A 17808-nucleotide genomic window follows, 5' to 3' on the forward strand; every position below is an offset into this window, starting at 1 on the left:
CGTAAATCCTGCTTCCACGGTTTGTCTGGAATACCGCAGCGCCTGATTTTACGACTGCTGCGCAGCCGAACGCAGCCTCGCAGGCTCGGCAGCTGCTACGCGCAGCCGAACGCAGCCTCGCAGGCTCGGCAGCTGCTACGCGCAGCCGGACGCAGGCTTCGCCAGCTGCTACGGTTTGCGTAACGTCTTGAGCAACTGGCATCACGGGGAGGGCGGCCTTGGCTCTGTATCTGTGGTTCGGCGAAGCGACAGATAGTTTGCAACCTGCCGCAGTCCAGTTAAGGTTCAGCTCAAGTTTATTCGCCCATGAGTTGTTATGCCCAACGCTTCGCTCTTCAAACTGTGCGCTTTGCTGCTGATGGCTTGCGCCGCTGTGCCTGCCCACGCCAACTGGTACCTGGATGGCGAGTCTTCACGACTGTCGTTTATCACCACCAAGAACGCCAATATCTCCGAAGTTCAGCGCTTTCTGGTGCTGCACGGCAAGGTCGACCCCAAGGGGATGGCGCAGGTGCAGGTCGACCTGGAATCGGTCAATAGCGGGATTCCGTTGCGTGATGAGCGCGTTCGCAAGGACCTGTTCGAAATCAAATCCTTCCCCCAGGCGCTGATCTGCGCGCAGATCAATCTGCAGCCGATCAACGATCTGGCCCCTGGCGCGCAGCTCGAACTGCGGCTGCCGCTGACGGTTAAGCTCCACGGCAAAGAACAGAACTACAACGCCGAACTACTGGCCACCCGGCTGGATGATCGGCGTTTCCAGGTGGTCACCCTTGAGCCGCTGGTGCTCAATGCCGAGGACTTCGATTTGGCGCCGGGCTTGGATGCGTTACGCAAGACTGCGGGATTATCGGCGATCAGTCTCTCGGTGCCGGTAGGTGCGGTGCTGATTTTTACGGCGCGCTGACATGAGTGGTCCGGTATTCCCCTGGCGTGAAGGTAACAGCTTCGAATTGCTGATCGACGGGCCGGGTTTCTTCCCGCGCATGCTGGTGGCGATTGCCCGCGCCGAGACTCAGGTTGAACTTGAGTTGTATCTGGTGGAGGCCGGAGCCTGTGCCGAAGCGATGGTCCAGGCGCTGGTGCAGGCGGCCGAACGCGGTGTTCGAGTACGCTGCCTGTTCGACGATTACGGCAGCCTGGCCTTCACCTTGAGTTTGCGCAACCGACTGATCCTGGCCGGGGTCGAGCTGCGGTTCTACAACCGCCTGAGCTGGCGGCGCTGGGTGCGCAACTTGTATCGCGATCATCGCAAGCTGCTGTTGGTCGATCAACGCATGGCGGTGGTCGGCGGCACGGGCGTCACCGATGAGTTCTGGACGCCCGGCGAGGACATCAGCGAATGGCATGAGGTGATGGTAGAAATCGTCGGCCCGCTGGTGCTCGACTGGCAGATGCTGTTCGACCGGCAATGGATCGCCAACCGTCATCGCAAGGCCTGGAAGCCGGCCGCAAGCTTCGGTCTGCAGCGCCTGCCAAGGGTTCCGTCGGCGGGGCAGGGCATGGGCCGGGTGGCGTATGCCGACGCCCGTCAACATCGGGACATCCTGCAATCACTGACGCGTGCCTTGAACAGCGGGCAGCGGCGGATCTGGCTGGCGACCCCGTACTTCCTGCCGACCTGGAAAGTCCGCCGCTCGTTGCGCCGGGCTGCAGCACGGGGCATCGATGTGCGTTTGCTGCTCACCGGACCGCGCACCGATCACCCCTCGGTGCGTTATGCCGGGCATCGCTACTACCCGCGTCTGCTCAAGGCCGGGGTGAAGATCTTCGAGTATCAGCCGTGTTTTCTGCACCTGAAAATGGTGTTGGTCGATGATTGGGTGAGCATCGGTTCGTGCAACTTCGATCACTGGAATCTGCGCTTCAACCTGGAAGCCAATCTGGAGGCCATCGACCCTGACCTGACACGTGCGGTGGCGGCCAGTTTCGAGGCGGACTTTGCCCAGAGCCAGGCCGTCAGTCTTGAGGCATGGCGAAAACGGCCGCTGTGGCGACGGGTCAAGCAGCGGGTCTGGGGTTGGGTGGATCGGGTGGTGGTGAATCTGTTGGATCGGCGGGGGTAGGGCGCTGAAAGTAAGGGCGACGCAGGACCCGTAGCAGCTGCCGCAGGCTGCGTCCGGCTGCGCAGCAGTCGTAAAACCTGACTACGCGATTCTGATTAAAGATTTGGTCGCGTGGATTGCGAGCGCTACGCACTCGGACGCAGGCTTCGCCAGCTGCTACGGAAAGCGGGGCTGACCTTCATTCGGGTCAGCCCCTTTGCTTACAACAACTCAAAACTCTGCTGGGTCACGTCCTGGGAATCCAGGCCGATCTGCACGTTGAACTTGCCAGGTTCGGCAGCGAATTTCAGCTGGGTGTTGTAGAACTTCAGGTCCTGCTCTTCGATGCTGAAGTGCACGACTTTCTCTTCGCCAGCCTTGAGCATGATTTTCTGGAAGTTCTTCAGCTCTTTGATCGGGCGGATCATCGAGCCGGTGACATCCTGGATATACAGCTGCACCACGGTTTCGCCATCGCGTTTGCCGGTGTTCTTAACGGTCACCCTGGCGTCGAGCTTGCCGGTCTTGTTCAAGGTGGTGGCCGACAGCGCCATGTTCGACAGGCTGAATTCGGTGTAGCTCAAACCGAAGCCGAACGGGTACAGGGGACCGGTGGTGTCGTCGAAGTACTGTGAGGTGTAGTTGCCCGGCTTGCCCGGAGTGAACGGCCGGCCGATGGTCAGGTGGTTGTAGTAGGTCGGAATCTGCCCCACCGAGCGCGGGAACGTGATCGGCAGTTTGCCCGACGGGTTGTAGTCGCCGAACAGCACATCGGCAATCGCATTGCCACCTTCGGTGCCGGAGAACCAGGTCTCGAGGATCGCGTCCGCCTGTTGCTGCTCTTCGAGAATCGACAGCGGACGGCCGTTCATCAATACCAGTACCAACGGTTTGCCGGTGGCTTTCAGGGCCTTGATCAGCTCACGCTGGCTGGCCGGGATGTTCAGGTCGGTGCGGCTCGAGGACTCATGGGACATGCCGCGCGATTCTCCGACCGCTGCCACGACCACATCTGCCTGCTGCGCGGCCTTGACCGCTTCTTCGATCAGCTCCGCTGCGGGGCGCGGGTCGTCCACCACTTCCGGCGCATCGAAGTTGAGGAAGTTCAGGTAACCGACGATTTTCTGGTCGGCAGTGATGTTGGAACCACGGGCGTAGATCAGCGTCGACTGATTGCCCAGCGCGCGGGTCATGCCGTCGAACAGGGTCACCGACTGATCCGGTCTGCCAGCGGCGGCCCAGCTGCCCATCATGTCGATCGGCGCTTTGGCCAACGGGCCGACCAGGGCGATTTTCGCGGTCTTCTTCAGCGGCAGGGTTTCATCACGGTTTTTCAACAACACCATGCTGCGGCGCGCGACGTCGCGAGCCTCGGCGCGGTGCATGCGGCTTTCGGCATAGGTATCGGCCGGATCGTCCTCAGCCTTGCCGATACGCAGGTACGGGTCCTTGAACAGGCCCATGTCGTATTTGGCGCCCAGCACTTCACGCACGGCATTATCGATATCGCTCTGGGCAATCTCCCCGGACTTCAACAGTCCCGGCAATTCCTGGCCATAGAGGGTGTCGTTCATGCTCATGTCGATGCCGGCCTTGATCGCCAGCTTGGCGGCTTCGCGGCCGTCCTTGGCGACGCCGTGTTTGATCAGCTCGAAAATCGCCCCGTGGTCGCTGACTGCCAGGCCTTTGAAGCCCCACTCCTTGCGCAGCAGGTCCTGCATCAGCCACATGTTGGCGGTGGCCGGCACGCCGTTGATCGAGTTCAGGGCAACCATGACCCCGCCGGCGCCGGCATCGATGGCGGCGCGGTAGGGCGGCAGGTAGTCCTGGTACATCTTGACCGGGCTCATGTCCACGGTGTTGTAGTCGCGACCGCCTTCGATCGCGCCATACAAGGCAAAGTGCTTGACGCTGGCCATGATGCTGTCCGGCGCACTCGGGGTGACGCCCTGGTAGGCCTTGACCATCACTTTGGCGATCCGCGAGACCAGGTAGGTGTCTTCGCCGAAGCCTTCGGAGGTGCGGCCCCAACGAGGGTCACGGGAAATGTCGACCATCGGCGCGAAGGTGATGTCGAGGCTGTCGGCACTGGCTTCCTTGGCGGCGATGCGCCCGCTCAGGGCGATGGCGTCCATGTCCCAGCTCGAGGCCAGGGCCAGGCTGATGGGGAAAATCGTCCGGTGGCCGTGAATCACGTCATAGGCGAAGAACATCGGGATCTTCAGCCGGCTGCCCATGGCCGCGTCCTGCATCGGCCGGTTTTCCTGGCGGATAATCGAATTGAAGGTGCCGCCGATGCGCCCGGCAGCGATTTCCTTGCGGATCATCTCGCGGGGCATTTCCGGCCCGATGCTGATCAGGCGCAACTGGCCGATTTTTTCATCGAGGGTCATCTGCTTCATCAGGTTGGCGACGAAAGCATCTTTGTTCTGAATAGGCGCCGGCTTGGTGTCGGCCATGACAGGGTGACTGGCCAGGCCGATAACAAGGCCCAGCAAACACAACTTCTTCATGAATAATTTTCTCGCAGGCTGAACCGATACTGTTGAAACGCGCCGGTTAGCCATAAATTAGGGAGCGACTATTGTTGTTCGGATAAATGCAGCACACTTCTGAACTCTTTTTCGCGCAGGGCATCTTTTAGCTGATTGGCTCGATGCAATCCAGTGGCGGTGGCAGATTATGCCCCAAGCACTCGATTTAAGGGTCGCAGGTTCCATTCCATAGGGTTGTACAAGGGAGCGTCACCGACATGAAGGTACAACAGCGCTATCGCTCGGGCTGGCAGATCGCGGTATTGATGCTGCTGAGCACATTCCTCACCGGCTGCGGCATCAACACCATTCCGACCCTCGACGAACAGGCCAAGGCGGCCTGGTCGCAAGTGCAGAACCAGTATCAGCGCCGCGCCGACCTGATCCCCAACCTGGTGGAGACGGTCAAGGGTTACGCCCAGCATGAGCAGGAGACCCTGACCGCGGTGATCGAAGCCCGGGCCAAGGCCACCTCGATCCAGGTTGATGCCAGCACCCTGGACAACCCGGAAAAACTCAAGCAGTTCCAGCAGGCCCAGGATCAGTTGACCGGCGCCCTCAGTCGTTTGATGGTGGTCTCCGAACGCTACCCGGACCTCAAGGCCAACCAGAACTTCCTGGCCCTGCAATCGCAACTCGAAGGCACCGAGAACCGCATCAGCGTGGCCCGTCGTGACTTCATCCTCGCGGTGCAGAAGTACAACACCGAGATTCGCACCTTCCCCGGTCGCCTGTGGCACACCGTGCTGTATAGCGATCTGCCGGTGCGCGAGAACTTCGAAGCGACCAGCGCGGATGCCGAAAAAGCGCCGGAAGTGAAGTTCTGATTTGTGTCGGGCACCCTCTGTACAACTGCTCCGGGTGCTCGTTGGTAGATCAGGCCAGGCGTCACCCACGGATGAGGTTCGAATGCGCGTGTTGAAAGTTGGCCTGGTGCTGTTGCTCTGGGTGTTGGCAGTCACGGCCCAGGCCGAACTGAAGTTTCCGGCGCTGACCGGAAGGGTGGTGGACAACGCCCAGATGATCGAGCTGTCGGTGCGCGAGCAATTGACGCAACAGCTCATGGCCCACGAGCAGGCCACCGGCGAGCAGTTGGTGGTGGTCACCCTGCCGGACCTGCAAGGCACCAGCATCGAAGACTTCGGTTACCAGTTGGGGCGGCACTGGGGGATTGGCCAGAAAGACCAGAACAACGGCGCGTTGCTGATCGTCGCTCGCGATGAGCGCAAACTGCGCATCGAAGTCGGTTATGGCCTGGAAGACCGCCTGACCGATGCGCAAAGCTCGGTGATCATCCATCAGGTCATCACTCCCGCCTTCAAAACCGGCAACTTCAGCAAGGGTATCAGCGACGGGGTCGCCGCGATGCTGGTGGTACTGGGCGGTAACCCGCTGGATGAGCCTGCCAACCTGGTCGGGTCGGGAGGGGAGCGCGGCAGCGACTTCCTCGAAAGCCACCCGGGTGTGTTCGTGTTCCTGGTGTTGCTGTTTATCGTGACGATGTTCGTCTGCCAGATGCTCGGCATTCTGCCCAGTGGCGGGGGGCGGGGAGGCTCGGGAGGTTTCGGCGGCGGTGGCTTTGGTGGCGGTTCCGGGGGCGGCGGCTTCAGTGGCGGTGGTGGTAGCTTTGGCGGCGGCGGATCGTCGGGCGGCTGGTAATTAAAATAATGAATGAGTATGTGAAGACATGGCATTACTGAGTGAACACGAACAGCGCAAGGTGGCCGAAGCGATTGCGCGGGTCGAGCAACACACCGATGCCGAACTGGTCACCGTCCTCGCTGCCCGGGCCGACGACTATGCCTACATCCCGCTGCTCTGGGCCAGCCTGCTGGCGCTGATCGTACCGGGCGTCGTGCACTACCTGTCCGGCTGGATGAGCATGCATACCTTGCTGCTGGTGCAGTGGGTCAGCTTTATCGTCCTGTGCCTGCTGTTCAGGATTCCGAAGATCACCACCCACCTGATCCCGCGCTCGGTTCGGCATTGGCGCGCCTCGAACCTGGCGCGGCGGCAGTTTCTCGAACAGAACCTGCACCACACCGTGGGCAGCACCGGCATGTTGATCTTCGTTTCCGAGGCGGAACGTTATGTCGAAATCATGGTGGACGAGGGTATCTCCAAGCGCCTGGACAACCGCGTATGGGACGCTATCGTCAAGACATTCACCGAGCAAGTGAAGCAAGGCCAGACCCTGCAAGGCTTCATCACCTGTATCGAGGCCTGCGGTGAACTGCTCAGCCTGCATGTCCCGGTCACCCACGTGCGCAATGAACTGCCGAATCGCCTGGTGGTGCTCGGTTAGTTATCCCCCTGTTTTGTCCCTCTAGCCGCTACAACCCCGGCGCATTGCCGGGGTCGAGGCGTGTCTTCAACATCTCTTTACATTGATGAACGCGCTGCACAGAGGCGTTCGGCCAGTAGAGGGAGTTCGAATCATGTCATACCGTCAACCGGACGATTCCGTCGTCTGTCGCAGGCAAAGTTACAGGGGGAATACCGGCACTCCGGTCATGCTGACAGCCAAGGAAACGCAAGTTCTGCTGTGGAGTTCCCAGGGTAAAACCTCTTGGGAGATCGCGCGGATCCAGAATTGCACAGAATCCACGGTCAACTTTCACTTTTCCAATATCCGTCGAAAATTCTCGGTCGGCTCGCGCAGCGCGGCAGTGCTCAAGGCCATTGAGTTCGGAATTATTTCCATGGTTAAGCAGCGAGATGCCCATGAGCCTGACTGATTCGACCTACAACAGCATCAGCGGGCTGCTATTGGGGCTGGGGGTTGCAACGACGCTGCCACCGATCGATGGTGGAGCACTGTTTGGCGCAACCCTCGGGGCCTGGCTGGTGACCACGACCCGCAAGAACTTCAAGGCTTGGCAACGCATCGGTTCATTGTTGTTGTCCGCGGGGGTCGGCTATCTGTTCACCCCGGTGACGTTGCCACTGGCCCCCTTCCTGACCAGCGGCGTCGCGGCATTTCTGTGCGCGTTGATGGTCATTCCCATCAGCATCAAGGCGATGCAGTGGATCGACGGCGCCAATCTCGCCGAAATTATTCAGCGTCTGAAAGGGGGGAGCTGAAATGGGCGTCCTGATGTTTACTCTTACGTTCACAACAGCCATTTCGTACCTGCTCAGCGCTTTCAGGCTGGCGTGTTACCAGCGCGACGAAAAACGTCATTGCTGGCGTGGTGGCCTGCTGACCAGCCTGTGTGGTGTTGTATTTTGCCTGGCCGGCATGGATGTATTGCTGACACGCCATCCGGTCAGTCTGTGGCAAGCCTTTATCAGCGTTTTGCTGTGCGGCCTGATCATTCGCTGTGGCGGTAATCTCGGGTTGCTGTGGCGCACAGTGAAACAAGGGCGTGTCGAACCACTATGATTTTTGCGAGTCGATCGCGTATTGGAGCGTCGACAGGGTCGAGGTGACTTCTGCAAGTTTGAGTTCCAGATCCCGCAGACGCCTCTTCTCTTCCAGCGCACTCTGTATGGCAGTCCGATCGTCTTCATTGAGCAGTCGCCACAACGCGAGAATTGTATGTTCCCGCGGGGTGCCTTCCTGAGTGGTGTCAGTGGCGTTGGTTTCCACGTTGCGCAATATCGGCCCTTCACCAAGCAACAGCCAGTCAAGGGAAATGCCGCGGGCTTGGGCGATATCTATGCATATTGCGTAAGGCGTGCTGTCGCGTCCTTTCCAGCTGCTGAGGGTCTGAGGGCTGATCTGCAACGCTGAAGACAAAGCTGCATCGGTGCTTGTGCCGGTGATCTGTTTTAAGCGAGTCAGAACAGCTTGTGATTTCTTGCTACGCAATTTGAGCCTCTGCCTTTTGACATATTCGTTTTGAGTGCCTAATTTATGCGTAATGAGTACTTGCTTAGGTATGTAATAAACCATTAACTATGAATCAGACGAACTTAATTTTGAAACTTCCTAATAGTATCAGGGAAATTTCCCGCAGCCTTTGCACATATCAACTACACGCTTGTCAGGTTTACTTGCCTTTGTCTGGCGAACGTCATCCGCAGGGCCGTACCGGGTCTGTCAATACACTAAATAGTATTGCGGTTGATCAAGTTGATTGCCACCAACTAACATCCCGGAGTCAAGCATGAGTACCTACAAAATGGTTTGCCCGCACTGCTTGAATCGAATGCGCATTCGCACCAGCGAAGGCAGACATATCTTCTTACGGGTGGCGTACCTGCAATGTACGTCAGAAGCCTGCGGCTGGTCAGTTCGCGCAGAGTTCGAGATGACCCATGAGCTTTCCCCGAGCGGCATGCCCAACCCCGCCGTCAAATTGCCGAGCGCCGGGCCCGATCTGCGTAGGGCAGCGCGGCCGGTTGAGGTGAGCAAGGCGCCGGAGGAACAAGAAATGGAGTCTTCAGCATGAATGGCATTGACGATAGCCTTGAGCTGAACGCGGAGCTCCTGGCCACGGCTCAAGCGTTTTTGACTCGCCATGAAAGCGATTACCCCCATGATGATCAATTACTGTTTTGTCGCGCCGTGAAGCACTTGCAGGGATTGAATGTGCCGATGCATCTGGCGGAAAAACTGGTCAGCCATGCCTATGGAACCCTGAAATCCATCAACGATCGCCGACGCCTGGACATTGCCGCCAGTTCGGAAACCGTCGCCGTGGTCACTGACCCGTTCAGCGGTCTGACCTGGGCGGTGCCGGTGGGGCTGATCGTCAAGCACATCATCAATTCCCCGGCCAGCCGTCGATTGCGCCTGGTTGATCCCTGAGGTTGGGCCCGGCGTATTCAGGGCCCGGATCCCGCGATCCGGCCCCCGTCGGAAAATAACCCCGTGCCCTTAGTCCCTATCCCGTAAAAAAATAACCCCGTGCCCTTAGTCCCTATCCCCTCTAAAATACCCGCCATTCCCCGATCCGCATCACCCGAGGCGTTTTTTACATGTCAGTCTCCACAACTCCCGCCAGCCTCGCGCCGGATCATCACGCGCAGTTCATCGACCTGCTGCAATCCAGTCTCGAGCAGAAGGCCTTCATCAAGCTGGTGCTGGCCAAGTACGTCGGTGCCGAGGCGGACTTGCAGCGGCTGATTATCAAGCAGCTAACGGTCAAGGATCAGCCCTGCCTGTCCTTCGTCTACCGCTACAAAACGCGCGACATCACCAAGAACCTGTCGATTGCCGAAGGCGTAGCGACGATAGCGGCGCTGTTGCCGGCGTTGTTCAAGAATGCGCATTTACTGGCGTTGACCGACGAAGTCCAGCTCGAATACAGCAAAAAGGGCAAGAGTTCGCTGTTCAAAAGCAAACCCCAGCAATTGCGTGAAGTACCGTCCGCCGAACACAACCGGGACAAGCACCGCTTCCTCGATCTGAGCCGGCCGTTTCTCGCCGACCTCGGTGTGACGAACATGCAACATGAGCTGATCCCGGCGATGTCGCGCAAGTGGAAGCAGATCAACAAGTTCATCGAAGTCTTCAGCCATGCGCTGACCTCCTCGCCTCTGGCGCTGGACAAGCCGGTTCGGGTCGCGGACTTCGGTTCGGGCAAGGGTTACCTGACCTTCGCGATCCACGATTACCTGCGCAATACCTTGAAAGTCGTAGCCGAGGTGACCGGCGTCGAGTTACGCGAAGACATGGTCAGCCTGTGTAACGCCGCGGCCGCAAAGCTGGAGCATCCGGGGCTGGTGTTCAAATGCGGTGATGTGCGCAGTGTGGCCCCGAGCGAGCTGGACGTGATGATCGCGCTACATGCCTGCGACATCGCCACCGACTATGCGATTCACACCGGCATTCGTTCCGGCGCCTCGATCATCCTGTGTTCACCGTGCTGCCATAAGCAGATCCGTCTGCAGATCCAGAGCCCGGCGCTGCTCAAGCCGATGCTGCAATACGGTCTGCACCTGGGCCAGCAGGCGGAAATGGTCACTGACAGCCTGCGCGCGCTGTTCCTCGAAGCCTGCGGGTACGAGACCAAGGTGTTCGAGTTCATCTCTCTGGAACACACCAATAAGAACAAGATGATTCTGGCGGTGAAGCGCGCCGAGCCGGTCGACCCGGCTCAGCTGCTGGTGAAGATTCAGGAGCTCAAGGCTTTCTACAGCATCAGCGAGCATTGTCTGGAAACGCTCCTGCGGGCTGACGGTTATTTGCGTTAAGCCTGAAAAGATCGCAGCCTGCGGCAGCTCCTACGGATTTGCGTTCGGCATAACATCGCAGCGCCTACGGATTTGCGTTTGGCACACCATTGCAGCGCCTACGGGGTTCGGGGGCAGGAGCTGCGGGGACGCCTAGTTCGCTGCTGCGATCTTTTGATCTTTAGCCGGGCGCACGCTGGTCTTGCGCCCGAGCATCACGGTGACTATCACTCCCGCGGCGAACAGCCAGGTGATCGGCTCGATGTGCTCGCCGAAGAACAGTGCTGAAAAGGCGATGGTAAAGAAGATCTGCAGCAACTGGATCTGACTGACCCGGGCGATGCCGCCCATGGCCAGCCCGGCGTACCAGGCGAAAAAACCGATGAACTGCGAGAACAGCGAGACATAACCGAACGCCCACCAGGTCTTGCTGGAAATCTCTCCCTGGTGCTGCAGCACCAAGTAGCTCACTGGCCCGATCAGCAGCGGCGTCGACAGCACCAGTGCCCAACAGATCACCTGCCAGCCACCCATTTCCCTGGCCAGCCGGCCACCTTCGGCATAACCCAGGCCACCGACGGCAATCGCCCCCAGCATCAACAGATCACCGGCCTGAATACTGCCGGCGCCGCTGATCAAGGCATAACTCAATACCAGTGCACTGCCCAGGGCCGCACAAGCCCAGAAGGCTTTCGATGGTCGCTCATGGGACAGCCATGCGGCATACAGGGCCACGCACAGTGGCTGCAAACCGTTGACCAGCGCGCCGTGGGACGCCGGCAAGGTCTGCATGGCCCAGGCCGACAGCACCGGAAAGCCCAGAATCACCCCGGCGATCACCAGGCTCAGGCCTTTGATCTGTTTCCAGGTCGGCCATTTTTCCCGGCGCCAGAGCAACAACAGCGCCGCCGGAATCGCCGCAACCAACGCACGCCCGAGGCCGTTGAGCAGTGGGTGGATTTCCTGCACAACGATCCGTGTGAACGGCAGGGTCAGGCTGAAGATGATGACGCCAAGCAGGCCCAGGGCCATGCCGGTGTTTTCGCGCGAAGACATAAGAGGGACCGGGAGCGAGGGTGGCGGATGAGTCTTCATCTAGCCATAAACCCGCGGTATGCAGCTGTTACAGCTAGGCGCAGAGTTATCCGTACAGTTGGGGTAATCCCCCAACGCGTAGGAGCTGTCGAGCGCAGCGAGGCTGCGATCTTTCCCCCGTCGCACCACCGTCCCAATATCCAAATAACCCGGAAGATCAAAAGATCGCAGCCTCGCTGCGCTCGACAGCTCCTACACAGGGGGGCGTAGTAGCTGGTTATTACCCACCCCCCTGGATAAGGACTACCTTGAATACTCTTGCATGCCCACGCATTTCCCAGAGGAGTCATCCCCATGGCCGCTAAAAAAATTCTGATGCTGGTCGGCGATTACGTCGAAGACTACGAAGTGATGGTGCCATTCCAGGCGCTGCTGATGGTCGGTCACACCGTGCATGCGGTCTGCCCGGATAAAATCGCCGGGCAGACTGTGCGCACCGCGATCCACGATTTCGAAGGCGATCAGACCTACAGCGAAAAACCAGGTCATCTGTTTGCCCTGAATTTCGACTTCGCCAAGGTCGATGCCGCCGATTACGACGCGCTGTTGGTGCCTGGTGGTCGTGCCCCGGAATACCTGCGGTTGAACGAGAAAGTCCTGCAGCTGGTGCAAGCTTTCGACAAGGCCGGCAAACCGATTGCCGCCGTCTGTCACGGCGCGCAATTGCTGGCGGCGGCGGGTATTCTTGAAGGTCGCGAGTGCAGCGCCTACCCGGCCTGCGCCCCGGAAGTTCGCCTGGCCGGCGGTACGTTCATCGATATTCCGGTGACCGAAGGCCATGTTCAGGGCAATCTGGCCACAGCCCCCGCCTGGCCGGCGCATCCAAGCTGGCTGGCGGGTTTCCTCGGTTTGCTCGGTACCAAAATCACCTTGTAAGAAAGAGGCTCATCCGATGTGCGAGCTCTACGTCAAAGCCGATCCGATTCTCTACGAGTCACGCTCCCGTTCGCTGCGCATTTGCGGGGTGGTGACCACCTTGCGTCTGGAAAACCAGTTCTGGGACATCCTAAGCGAGATCGCCGAAGCCGACGGCATGACCACCAATCAACTGATCGCCAAGCTGTATGAAGAGGTCATGGACTACCGCGGCGAAGTGGTGAATTTCGCCTCGTTCCTGCGGGTCAGTTGCACCCGTTATCTGACTCAGCGACGAGTGGCGGCACCGGAGTTGAGTGTGGTGCGTTCGGCGGTGAAGTAGGGCTGGCTTTTGGGTTGGTCTTGCTGGCCTCTTCGCGAGCAAGCTCGCTCCCACAGTGGATCTATGTCAGGCCACCATGGTGTGGTCGACACATAACCTGTGGGAGCGAGCTTGCTCGCGATTGGATATAACAGGCGACAAAACTCTCCTGGAAATCCGCGAGTGATATTGGCTAAACGCCGGACAAGGTCTTTACTCTGATGGCGCAGCAGGCCTTATCAATCGACAGGAGTTAACGCATGTCTGGATGGTATGAGTTGAGCAAAAGCAGTAATAGTCAGTTCCGCTTTGTCCTCAAGGCGGCCAACGCCGAAACCATTCTCAGCAGCGAGTTGTACACCACCCGCAGTGCTGCCGAGAGCGGCATCGCGTCGGTCCAGGCCAATAGTCCGCTGGACGAGCGCTACGAGAAGAAAACCACCAAGGATGGTCATCCGTACTTCAACCTCAAGGCTGCCAACCATCAAATCATCGGCAGCAGTGAAGCTTATGCATCCGATGCGGCGCTGCAAAAAGGCATTGCCAGCGTCAAGTCCAACGGGCAGAGCAGCGTGATCAAGGACAAGACCTTGCCGGTGCTCTAATCGTAAAAGTCAAAAGATCGCAGGCTGCGCTGTAGGAGCTGGCGCAGCCTGCGATCTTTTGATCTTCCTCCTGTGGTCTCAACGCTCCACAGGCACCGACAGCTGTGGATTCCCCAACCCATGGCTCTTCGAATCATAAAACCGCAATCTCACATCCAGCCCCTCGAACAGCGTCGTGTAATGGCGTTTCTGGTGCTGGATAAACGCTTTGCTGCGCGGGTAGATCGAGACGGCGATGGTCTTGAGTTGCGCCTGGCGCAGGGCGTGGACGATATGGCTGTCTTGTTCTGCGAGGCGGTGACCGAAGATGCACAAAGCACCGTTGTGGCTCAGCAGCTGTTCGTAGCAGTAGGACAGATAGTCCGAGCTGCGGATGACTTTGAGCTTGTCCTGGCTGGTGCCTTCGCTGATGAACAGCGGCACATCGTCCAGGGTCTTGATGGTGTTGTTGATGGCGAAGCTGCCGAGCAGGGTGCCTTCAGTGGAGGTCAGTTTGCGCGCACTGCCGTCGGAATTTCTCACCAGGTGCAGGCCGCCGTGCAGGTAGAGCATGCGCGCCTGGTCCGTCTGGGTATTGCTCAAGTCGAAGTTTGAATCGGCACCGTTGAACAGGTCGGTAATGGCCTGCGGGCCTTGCATGATCGCCCAGTAATTGAGCAGGTCATAGTTGGTGGTGAACACCGTCGGGTAGCGGCTCAGCTCTTGATTGATCTTCGCCAGGCTCGACGCCTGCATCAGGCGCCAGGGGATATGCACCCCATGCACGGTGTTGATCAGCGCTTCCTTGATCGCGTAGTAGCGGTTGCGCGGCGCGGCCGAACTGACGGCCAGTGCCTTGTTGATCCGGCTGGTGGTCTTCAATGCGCTTAACACCTGCTCGAAAATCCGCGTGCCCATGGCCTCGAAGACGCTCAGCTCGGACTGGCTCAGAGGCTTTTCTTCGACGGTCCGGGCGTTCTCGAACAGTGAGTCATAACCGAAGTCATCCCACACCACGCGGCTGGCGCCGTTACCCACCAGCAGCCCGGTGAACGAGGTGGTTGCGCGCACGGCGTTCCAGTCTTCAAGTTCAGCATCAAATTCCTGGAAATCCATCATCACGGTTCGTCGTCTCAAAACTGAAGGTTTTTCAGGGCGCTGACTTTATCACGACATGGAATTGAGCAAGATCAAGATATGCCTGCACGTATGGGTCGATCCTGCAGGCACCCGCTGGATCGGTATTGTCGGTTCAGCCACAACAAGAGGAATAACCATGAGCAGCACGTTTTTTATTCCCGCGGTGAACATCATGGGCATCGATTGCCTGGACGAAGCCATGCAAGCTATTAGCAAACACGGCTTTCGCAAGGCGCTGATCGTCACCGACGCCGGGCTGGCCAAGGCCGGCATCGCGAAGATGATCGCCGAGAAACTGGCGATTCTGGATATCGACTCGGTGATTTTCGATGGCGCCAAGCCGAACCCGAGCATCGCTAACGTCGAGAAGGGTCTGGGGCTGCTCAAGGAAAGTTACTGCGATTTCGTGGTGTCGCTGGGCGGCGGTTCGCCCCATGACTGCGCCAAGGGCATCGCCCTGTGTGCCACCAACGGCGGGCATATCCGCGACTACGAAGGCGTCGACCAATCGAGCAAGCCGCAATTGCCGCTGATCGCCATCAACACCACCGCCGGTACCGCCAGTGAAATGACCCGGTTCTGCATCATCACGGATGAGTCGCGACACGTGAAAATGGCCATCGTCGATCGCAACGTCACGCCGCTGATGTCGGTCAACGACCCGGCGCTGATGGTCGGCATGCCCAAAAGCCTGACGGCCGCCACCGGTATGGACGCGCTGACCCACGCCATCGAGGCCTATGTGTCCACCGCCGCCACCCCGATCACCGACGCCTGCGCGCTGAAAGCCATCGAGCTGATCAGCGCCAATCTGCGCCTGGCAGTCCGCGACGGCAGTGACTTGGCTGCACGGGAAAACATGGCCTACGCGCAGTTCCTCGCCGGGATGGCGTTCAACAACGCATCCCTGGGTTTCGTGCACGCCATGGCCCACCAGTTGGGTGGTTTCTATGACCTGCCCCATGGCGTGTGCAACGCCATCCTGCTGCCTCACGTACAAAGCTTCAACGCCAGCGTCTGCGCCGAGCGCCTGACCGACGTCGCCCGGGCACTGGGTGCCGACGTCGGGGGGTTGAACGCGGAAGAGGGCGCGCAGATGGCCATCACGGCGATCCGCTGCCTGTCCGGGGACGTCGAGATTCCAGCCGGGCTGCGCGACCTGGGGGCCAAGCTGCAAGACATCCCGATCCTGGCGACCAACGCCCTGAAAGATGCCTGCGGACTGACCAACCCGCGTGCAGCGGATCAACGGCAGATCGAAGAGATATTCCGTACCGCGTTTTAACGCTTGCGCAGTAACTGCGGCGTGTTATACGCCGCTGTTTTCGTTGGGCTGCTGGCAGGCTGAGAACCACACACAGAGCATTGCGCCCACAGCCAGCAAGGTACACAACAGCGCCAATGGCCAGGCCTGTTGGCTCACCAGCAAGCTGGCAAGCCCACCGATTATGGAGGCCATGAGTTGGTGGATAAAACCGCTCAAGGCCATGGCATAGGCACCACTGATCGGCGAGCCATCGTTGGCCGCCGACAGGCTGATGGGGTAGATCAGCGATTGGCCGAACACCGCACGGCGGTACTACCGAACAACATGGTCGTGCTACCAGCCACTACCAGCGCCACTCCCCAGCCCAGCAAGCGCCGTTGACCGGTGCGCAATACGAACTTATTGACCACCAGTGCGCCGAGAAAATAGGCAGTGCTGATCGGCCATCCCAACAGCCCGTATTCTGATAGCAAACCGCTGATGAGTTCATCCAATGCTCTTGTCGGTCACTTCCTGGATTCCTGAGAGACGAATCAACTGGCATCGGCTCGCTGAATTGGCGCTATCCTGCGTCTTCGACTAAGCCGATATCGCCGAGCCTTTGATGCTGCATAAAAGCCTGATACGTCGCCTGGATCTGCTCACGCTGCAGTTGTTCGTTGCCGTTCACGAGGAGGGCACGCTGACCCGTGCCGCTGCCCGTGAGGCGATTGCGGTATCGGCGGCGAGCAAGCGTTTGATGGAGCTTGAAGAGGCGCTGGGGATCAGTCTGTTCGTGCGCCAGGCCAAGGGTATGAGCCTTACCGCCGCTGGCGAAACCCTGCTGCACCATGCGCGGCAGATGCTGTTCAACGTCGAGAAGATGGGCCTCGAACTCGGTGAGCACAGCCACGGCGTGCGCGGCTATGTGCGGATGCTGGCCAACCTCTCGGCGATCATTCAGTTCTTGCCCGAGGACCTGCGGGACTTCTCCGAGCGTCATCCGCAAGTCAAGACTGACCTCGAAGAACGCCCCAGCAATGGGGTGATTCAGGGAGTGCTGGATGGTGTGGCGGACCTTGGCATCTGTTCCAGTGACAGCGATACCAAAGGCCTGCACAGCGTGCCTTACCGACAGGACAAGCTGGTGGTGCTGATGCGCCCGGATCATCCGCTGGCCATCGAGCATGAACTGGCGTTTGCCGATACGCTGGACTTCGATTACGTCGGCCTGCACGCCGCCAGTTCGATCAACATGCGCACCCATGCGGCGGCGCGCAAGGCGGGCAAAGTGCTACGGCTGCGGATTCATGTGCCGGGATTCGACGCCATGTGCCGCATGGTCCAGGCCAATATGGGCATCGGTATTCTGCCGCAGCGCGCCTATGAGCTATTTGGCCGGGCGCTGGGCTTGCACGCGGTGCCGCTGAGTGACGACTGGTCGGAACGCACGCTGATACTGGTGGTGCGCGATGAAGCGGCGCTGTCGCCGGTGAGTCAGTTGTTGTTTGAGGCGTTGCGCGGGCCGGTTTGATAACTTTGTTGACGGTAATGGCTCCCATAGCAGCTGGCGAAGCCTGCGTCCGGCTGCGCAGCAGCCGTAAAATCAGGCGCTGCGGTATCCCAGACAAATCGTGGACGCAGGATTTGCGACTGCTTCGCAGCCGGACGCAGCCTTCGGCAGCTGCTACGGTTCGCGTACGTCTTAGCTGACTGGCATTAGAGCTTGCCTGCAATGGCACTCCTGAGCTTGCGGCAATTTCCGCGCAGACCATTCGCGTTTGGCGAACGCTCCTTGCCAACTGACGGTTGGATTCCAACCTCCCCGGTCCTCTAGCCTTGGCACACCTTCCAAGAATAAGAG

Annotated in this window: 20 protein-coding genes and 1 pseudogene; 16 read left to right on the forward strand and 5 right to left on the reverse strand. The window is 59.3% G+C overall.

Features of this window, described 5'->3' with window-relative positions; translation table 11 throughout:
* Window positions 1-316: 316 nt before the first annotated feature.
* Window positions 317-907 carry a YceI family protein gene (locus F8N21_RS25155; RefSeq protein WP_150644703.1) on the forward strand — a complete coding sequence of 197 codons (591 nt, stop codon included), beginning with the start codon at window positions 317-319 and terminating at the stop codon, window positions 905-907.
* Window position 908: 1 nt separating this feature from the next.
* Entirely contained in the window at window positions 909-2066 is a 1158-nt protein-coding gene (locus tag F8N21_RS25160; protein ID WP_150644704.1) for a phospholipase D-like domain-containing protein, read from the forward strand.
* Between the two features lie 200 nt (window positions 2067-2266).
* Here the strand turns inward: F8N21_RS25160 and bglX are convergent, their stop codons facing one another.
* A complete protein-coding gene (gene bglX, locus F8N21_RS25165) occupies window positions 2267-4558 on the reverse strand; it encodes a beta-glucosidase BglX (RefSeq protein WP_150644705.1) in 2292 nt (763 codons plus the stop codon).
* A 239-nt stretch (window positions 4559-4797) separates the two neighbouring features.
* Between bglX and F8N21_RS25170 the strand changes: the two genes are divergently transcribed.
* The 6 genes from F8N21_RS25170 to F8N21_RS25195 all read left to right on the forward strand — a co-directional run bounded on the left by F8N21_RS25170 (window position 4798) and on the right by F8N21_RS25195 (window position 7964).
* Window positions 4798-5406, forward strand: a complete 609-nt coding sequence (locus F8N21_RS25170) for a LemA family protein (RefSeq protein ID WP_150644706.1) — start codon at window positions 4798-4800, stop codon at window positions 5404-5406.
* 82 nt (window positions 5407-5488) lie between these two features.
* Window positions 5489-6238 (forward strand): TPM domain-containing protein, encoded by a 750-nt coding sequence (locus tag F8N21_RS31315; RefSeq protein ID WP_150644707.1) that lies wholly within the window; start codon window positions 5489-5491, stop codon window positions 6236-6238.
* 28 nt (window positions 6239-6266) lie between these two features.
* Window positions 6267-6884 (forward strand): TPM domain-containing protein, encoded by a 618-nt coding sequence (locus tag F8N21_RS25180; RefSeq protein WP_150644708.1) that lies wholly within the window; start codon window positions 6267-6269, stop codon window positions 6882-6884.
* A gap of 133 nt (window positions 6885-7017) precedes the next feature.
* Complete coding sequence (locus F8N21_RS25185; RefSeq protein WP_150644709.1) at window positions 7018-7317, forward strand: response regulator transcription factor; 300 nt, start codon at window positions 7018-7020, stop codon at window positions 7315-7317.
* A complete protein-coding gene (locus F8N21_RS25190; RefSeq protein ID WP_150644710.1) occupies window positions 7304-7663 on the forward strand; it encodes a putative holin in 360 nt (119 codons plus the stop codon). The genes F8N21_RS25185 and F8N21_RS25190 overlap by 14 nt, the downstream gene beginning before the upstream one ends.
* Window positions 7664-7676: 13 nt before the next feature.
* Complete coding sequence (locus F8N21_RS25195) at window positions 7677-7964, forward strand: phage holin family protein (RefSeq protein WP_224788286.1); 288 nt, start codon at window positions 7677-7679, stop codon at window positions 7962-7964.
* Here the strand turns inward: F8N21_RS25195 and F8N21_RS25200 are convergent.
* The gene (locus F8N21_RS25200) at window positions 7959-8393 is read right to left on the reverse strand and encodes a helix-turn-helix domain-containing protein (RefSeq protein ID WP_224788287.1); all 435 of its coding nucleotides are present in this window, start codon (window positions 8391-8393) and stop codon (window positions 7959-7961) included. The genes F8N21_RS25195 and F8N21_RS25200 overlap by 6 nt on opposite strands.
* Window positions 8394-8691: 298 nt before the next feature.
* On the opposite strand from F8N21_RS25200, the gene F8N21_RS25205 reads away from it, so the two are divergent.
* The 3 genes from F8N21_RS25205 (at window position 8692) to F8N21_RS25215 (ending at window position 10723) form a co-directional block, all read left to right on the forward strand.
* Window positions 8692-8976 carry an ogr/Delta-like zinc finger family protein gene (locus tag F8N21_RS25205; protein WP_150644713.1) on the forward strand — a complete coding sequence of 95 codons (285 nt, stop codon included), beginning with the start codon at window positions 8692-8694 and terminating at the stop codon, window positions 8974-8976.
* Window positions 8973-9335, forward strand: a complete 363-nt coding sequence (locus tag F8N21_RS25210; RefSeq protein ID WP_150644714.1) for a hypothetical protein — start codon at window positions 8973-8975, stop codon at window positions 9333-9335. The genes F8N21_RS25205 and F8N21_RS25210 overlap by 4 nt, the downstream gene beginning before the upstream one ends.
* A 170-nt stretch (window positions 9336-9505) precedes the next feature.
* Entirely contained in the window at window positions 9506-10723 is a 1218-nt protein-coding gene (locus F8N21_RS25215; protein WP_150644715.1) for a class I SAM-dependent methyltransferase, read from the forward strand.
* Window positions 10724-10855: 132 nt separating this feature from the next.
* On the opposite strand, the gene F8N21_RS25220 is transcribed toward F8N21_RS25215, so the two are convergent.
* Entirely contained in the window at window positions 10856-11758 is a 903-nt protein-coding gene (locus F8N21_RS25220; protein ID WP_150644716.1) for a DMT family transporter, read from the reverse strand.
* Window positions 11759-12091: 333 nt separating this feature from the next.
* Here F8N21_RS25220 and F8N21_RS25225 point away from each other — a divergent pair, with 333 nt between their 5' ends.
* From F8N21_RS25225 to F8N21_RS25235, 3 genes are all read left to right on the forward strand, one after another.
* Window positions 12092-12673 carry a DJ-1/PfpI family protein gene (locus tag F8N21_RS25225; protein ID WP_150644717.1) on the forward strand — a complete coding sequence of 194 codons (582 nt, stop codon included), beginning with the start codon at window positions 12092-12094 and terminating at the stop codon, window positions 12671-12673.
* Window positions 12674-12689: 16 nt separating this feature from the next.
* On the forward strand, window positions 12690-12995 hold the full coding sequence (locus F8N21_RS25230) for a ribbon-helix-helix domain-containing protein (RefSeq protein ID WP_150644718.1): 306 nt from the start codon (window positions 12690-12692) through the stop codon (window positions 12993-12995).
* Between the two features lie 239 nt (window positions 12996-13234).
* Window positions 13235-13579 carry a YegP family protein gene (locus F8N21_RS25235; protein WP_150644719.1) on the forward strand — a complete coding sequence of 115 codons (345 nt, stop codon included), beginning with the start codon at window positions 13235-13237 and terminating at the stop codon, window positions 13577-13579.
* Window positions 13580-13657: 78 nt separating this feature from the next.
* Here the strand turns inward: F8N21_RS25235 and F8N21_RS25240 are convergent, their stop codons facing one another.
* On the reverse strand, window positions 13658-14677 hold the full coding sequence (locus F8N21_RS25240) for a DUF4917 family protein (RefSeq protein WP_150644720.1): 1020 nt from the start codon (window positions 14675-14677) through the stop codon (window positions 13658-13660).
* Between the two features lie 157 nt (window positions 14678-14834).
* Between F8N21_RS25240 and yiaY the strand changes: the two genes are divergently transcribed.
* Window positions 14835-15983, forward strand: a complete 1149-nt coding sequence (yiaY, locus tag F8N21_RS25245; RefSeq protein ID WP_150644721.1) for an L-threonine dehydrogenase — start codon at window positions 14835-14837, stop codon at window positions 15981-15983.
* A gap of 24 nt (window positions 15984-16007) precedes the next feature.
* Here yiaY and F8N21_RS25250 read toward each other — a convergent pair.
* Window positions 16008-16429: pseudogene (locus F8N21_RS25250) on the reverse strand (MFS transporter); the annotation flags it as partial.
* Between the two features lie 140 nt (window positions 16430-16569).
* Here F8N21_RS25250 and F8N21_RS25255 point away from each other — a divergent pair.
* Window positions 16570-17478, forward strand: a complete 909-nt coding sequence (locus tag F8N21_RS25255) for a LysR family transcriptional regulator (protein WP_150644722.1) — start codon at window positions 16570-16572, stop codon at window positions 17476-17478.
* Window positions 17479-17808: the final 330 nt, after the last annotated feature.

Origin of the sequence: Pseudomonas fluorescens (assembly GCF_902497895.1) — a bacterium.
GTDB lineage: Bacteria > Pseudomonadota > Gammaproteobacteria > Pseudomonadales > Pseudomonadaceae > Aquipseudomonas > Aquipseudomonas fluorescens_BP.

What these genes read in the sequence shown, in the direction of transcription:
- F8N21_RS25240 (WP_150644720.1), bottom strand. Translation starts at nt 14,677, where the DNA reads ATGATGGATTTCCAGGAATTTGATGCTGAACTTGAAGACTGGAACGCC.
- F8N21_RS25210 (WP_150644714.1), top strand. Translation starts at nt 8,973, where the DNA reads ATGAATGGCATTGACGATAGCCTTGAGCTGAACGCGGAGCTCCTGGCC.
- F8N21_RS25225 (WP_150644717.1), top strand. Translation starts at nt 12,092, where the DNA reads ATGGCCGCTAAAAAAATTCTGATGCTGGTCGGCGATTACGTCGAAGAC.
- F8N21_RS25185 (WP_150644709.1), top strand. Translation starts at nt 7,018, where the DNA reads ATGTCATACCGTCAACCGGACGATTCCGTCGTCTGTCGCAGGCAAAGT.
- F8N21_RS25170 (WP_150644706.1), top strand. Translation starts at nt 4,798, where the DNA reads ATGAAGGTACAACAGCGCTATCGCTCGGGCTGGCAGATCGCGGTATTG.
- F8N21_RS25235 (WP_150644719.1), top strand. Translation starts at nt 13,235, where the DNA reads ATGTCTGGATGGTATGAGTTGAGCAAAAGCAGTAATAGTCAGTTCCGC.
- F8N21_RS31315 (WP_150644707.1), top strand. Translation starts at nt 5,489, where the DNA reads ATGCGCGTGTTGAAAGTTGGCCTGGTGCTGTTGCTCTGGGTGTTGGCA.
- F8N21_RS25220 (WP_150644716.1), bottom strand. Translation starts at nt 11,758, where the DNA reads ATGTCTTCGCGCGAAAACACCGGCATGGCCCTGGGCCTGCTTGGCGTC.
- F8N21_RS25195 (WP_224788286.1), top strand. Translation starts at nt 7,677, where the DNA reads ATGTTTACTCTTACGTTCACAACAGCCATTTCGTACCTGCTCAGCGCT.
- F8N21_RS25190 (WP_150644710.1), top strand. Translation starts at nt 7,304, where the DNA reads ATGAGCCTGACTGATTCGACCTACAACAGCATCAGCGGGCTGCTATTG.
- F8N21_RS25230 (WP_150644718.1), top strand. Translation starts at nt 12,690, where the DNA reads ATGTGCGAGCTCTACGTCAAAGCCGATCCGATTCTCTACGAGTCACGC.
- F8N21_RS25215 (WP_150644715.1), top strand. Translation starts at nt 9,506, where the DNA reads ATGTCAGTCTCCACAACTCCCGCCAGCCTCGCGCCGGATCATCACGCG.
- bglX (WP_150644705.1), bottom strand. Translation starts at nt 4,558, where the DNA reads ATGAAGAAGTTGTGTTTGCTGGGCCTTGTTATCGGCCTGGCCAGTCAC.
- F8N21_RS25255 (WP_150644722.1), top strand. Translation starts at nt 16,570, where the DNA reads ATGCTGCATAAAAGCCTGATACGTCGCCTGGATCTGCTCACGCTGCAG.
- F8N21_RS25160 (WP_150644704.1), top strand. Translation starts at nt 909, where the DNA reads ATGAGTGGTCCGGTATTCCCCTGGCGTGAAGGTAACAGCTTCGAATTG.
- F8N21_RS25180 (WP_150644708.1), top strand. Translation starts at nt 6,267, where the DNA reads ATGGCATTACTGAGTGAACACGAACAGCGCAAGGTGGCCGAAGCGATT.
- F8N21_RS25155 (WP_150644703.1), top strand. Translation starts at nt 317, where the DNA reads ATGCCCAACGCTTCGCTCTTCAAACTGTGCGCTTTGCTGCTGATGGCT.
- yiaY (WP_150644721.1), top strand. Translation starts at nt 14,835, where the DNA reads ATGAGCAGCACGTTTTTTATTCCCGCGGTGAACATCATGGGCATCGAT.
- F8N21_RS25205 (WP_150644713.1), top strand. Translation starts at nt 8,692, where the DNA reads ATGAGTACCTACAAAATGGTTTGCCCGCACTGCTTGAATCGAATGCGC.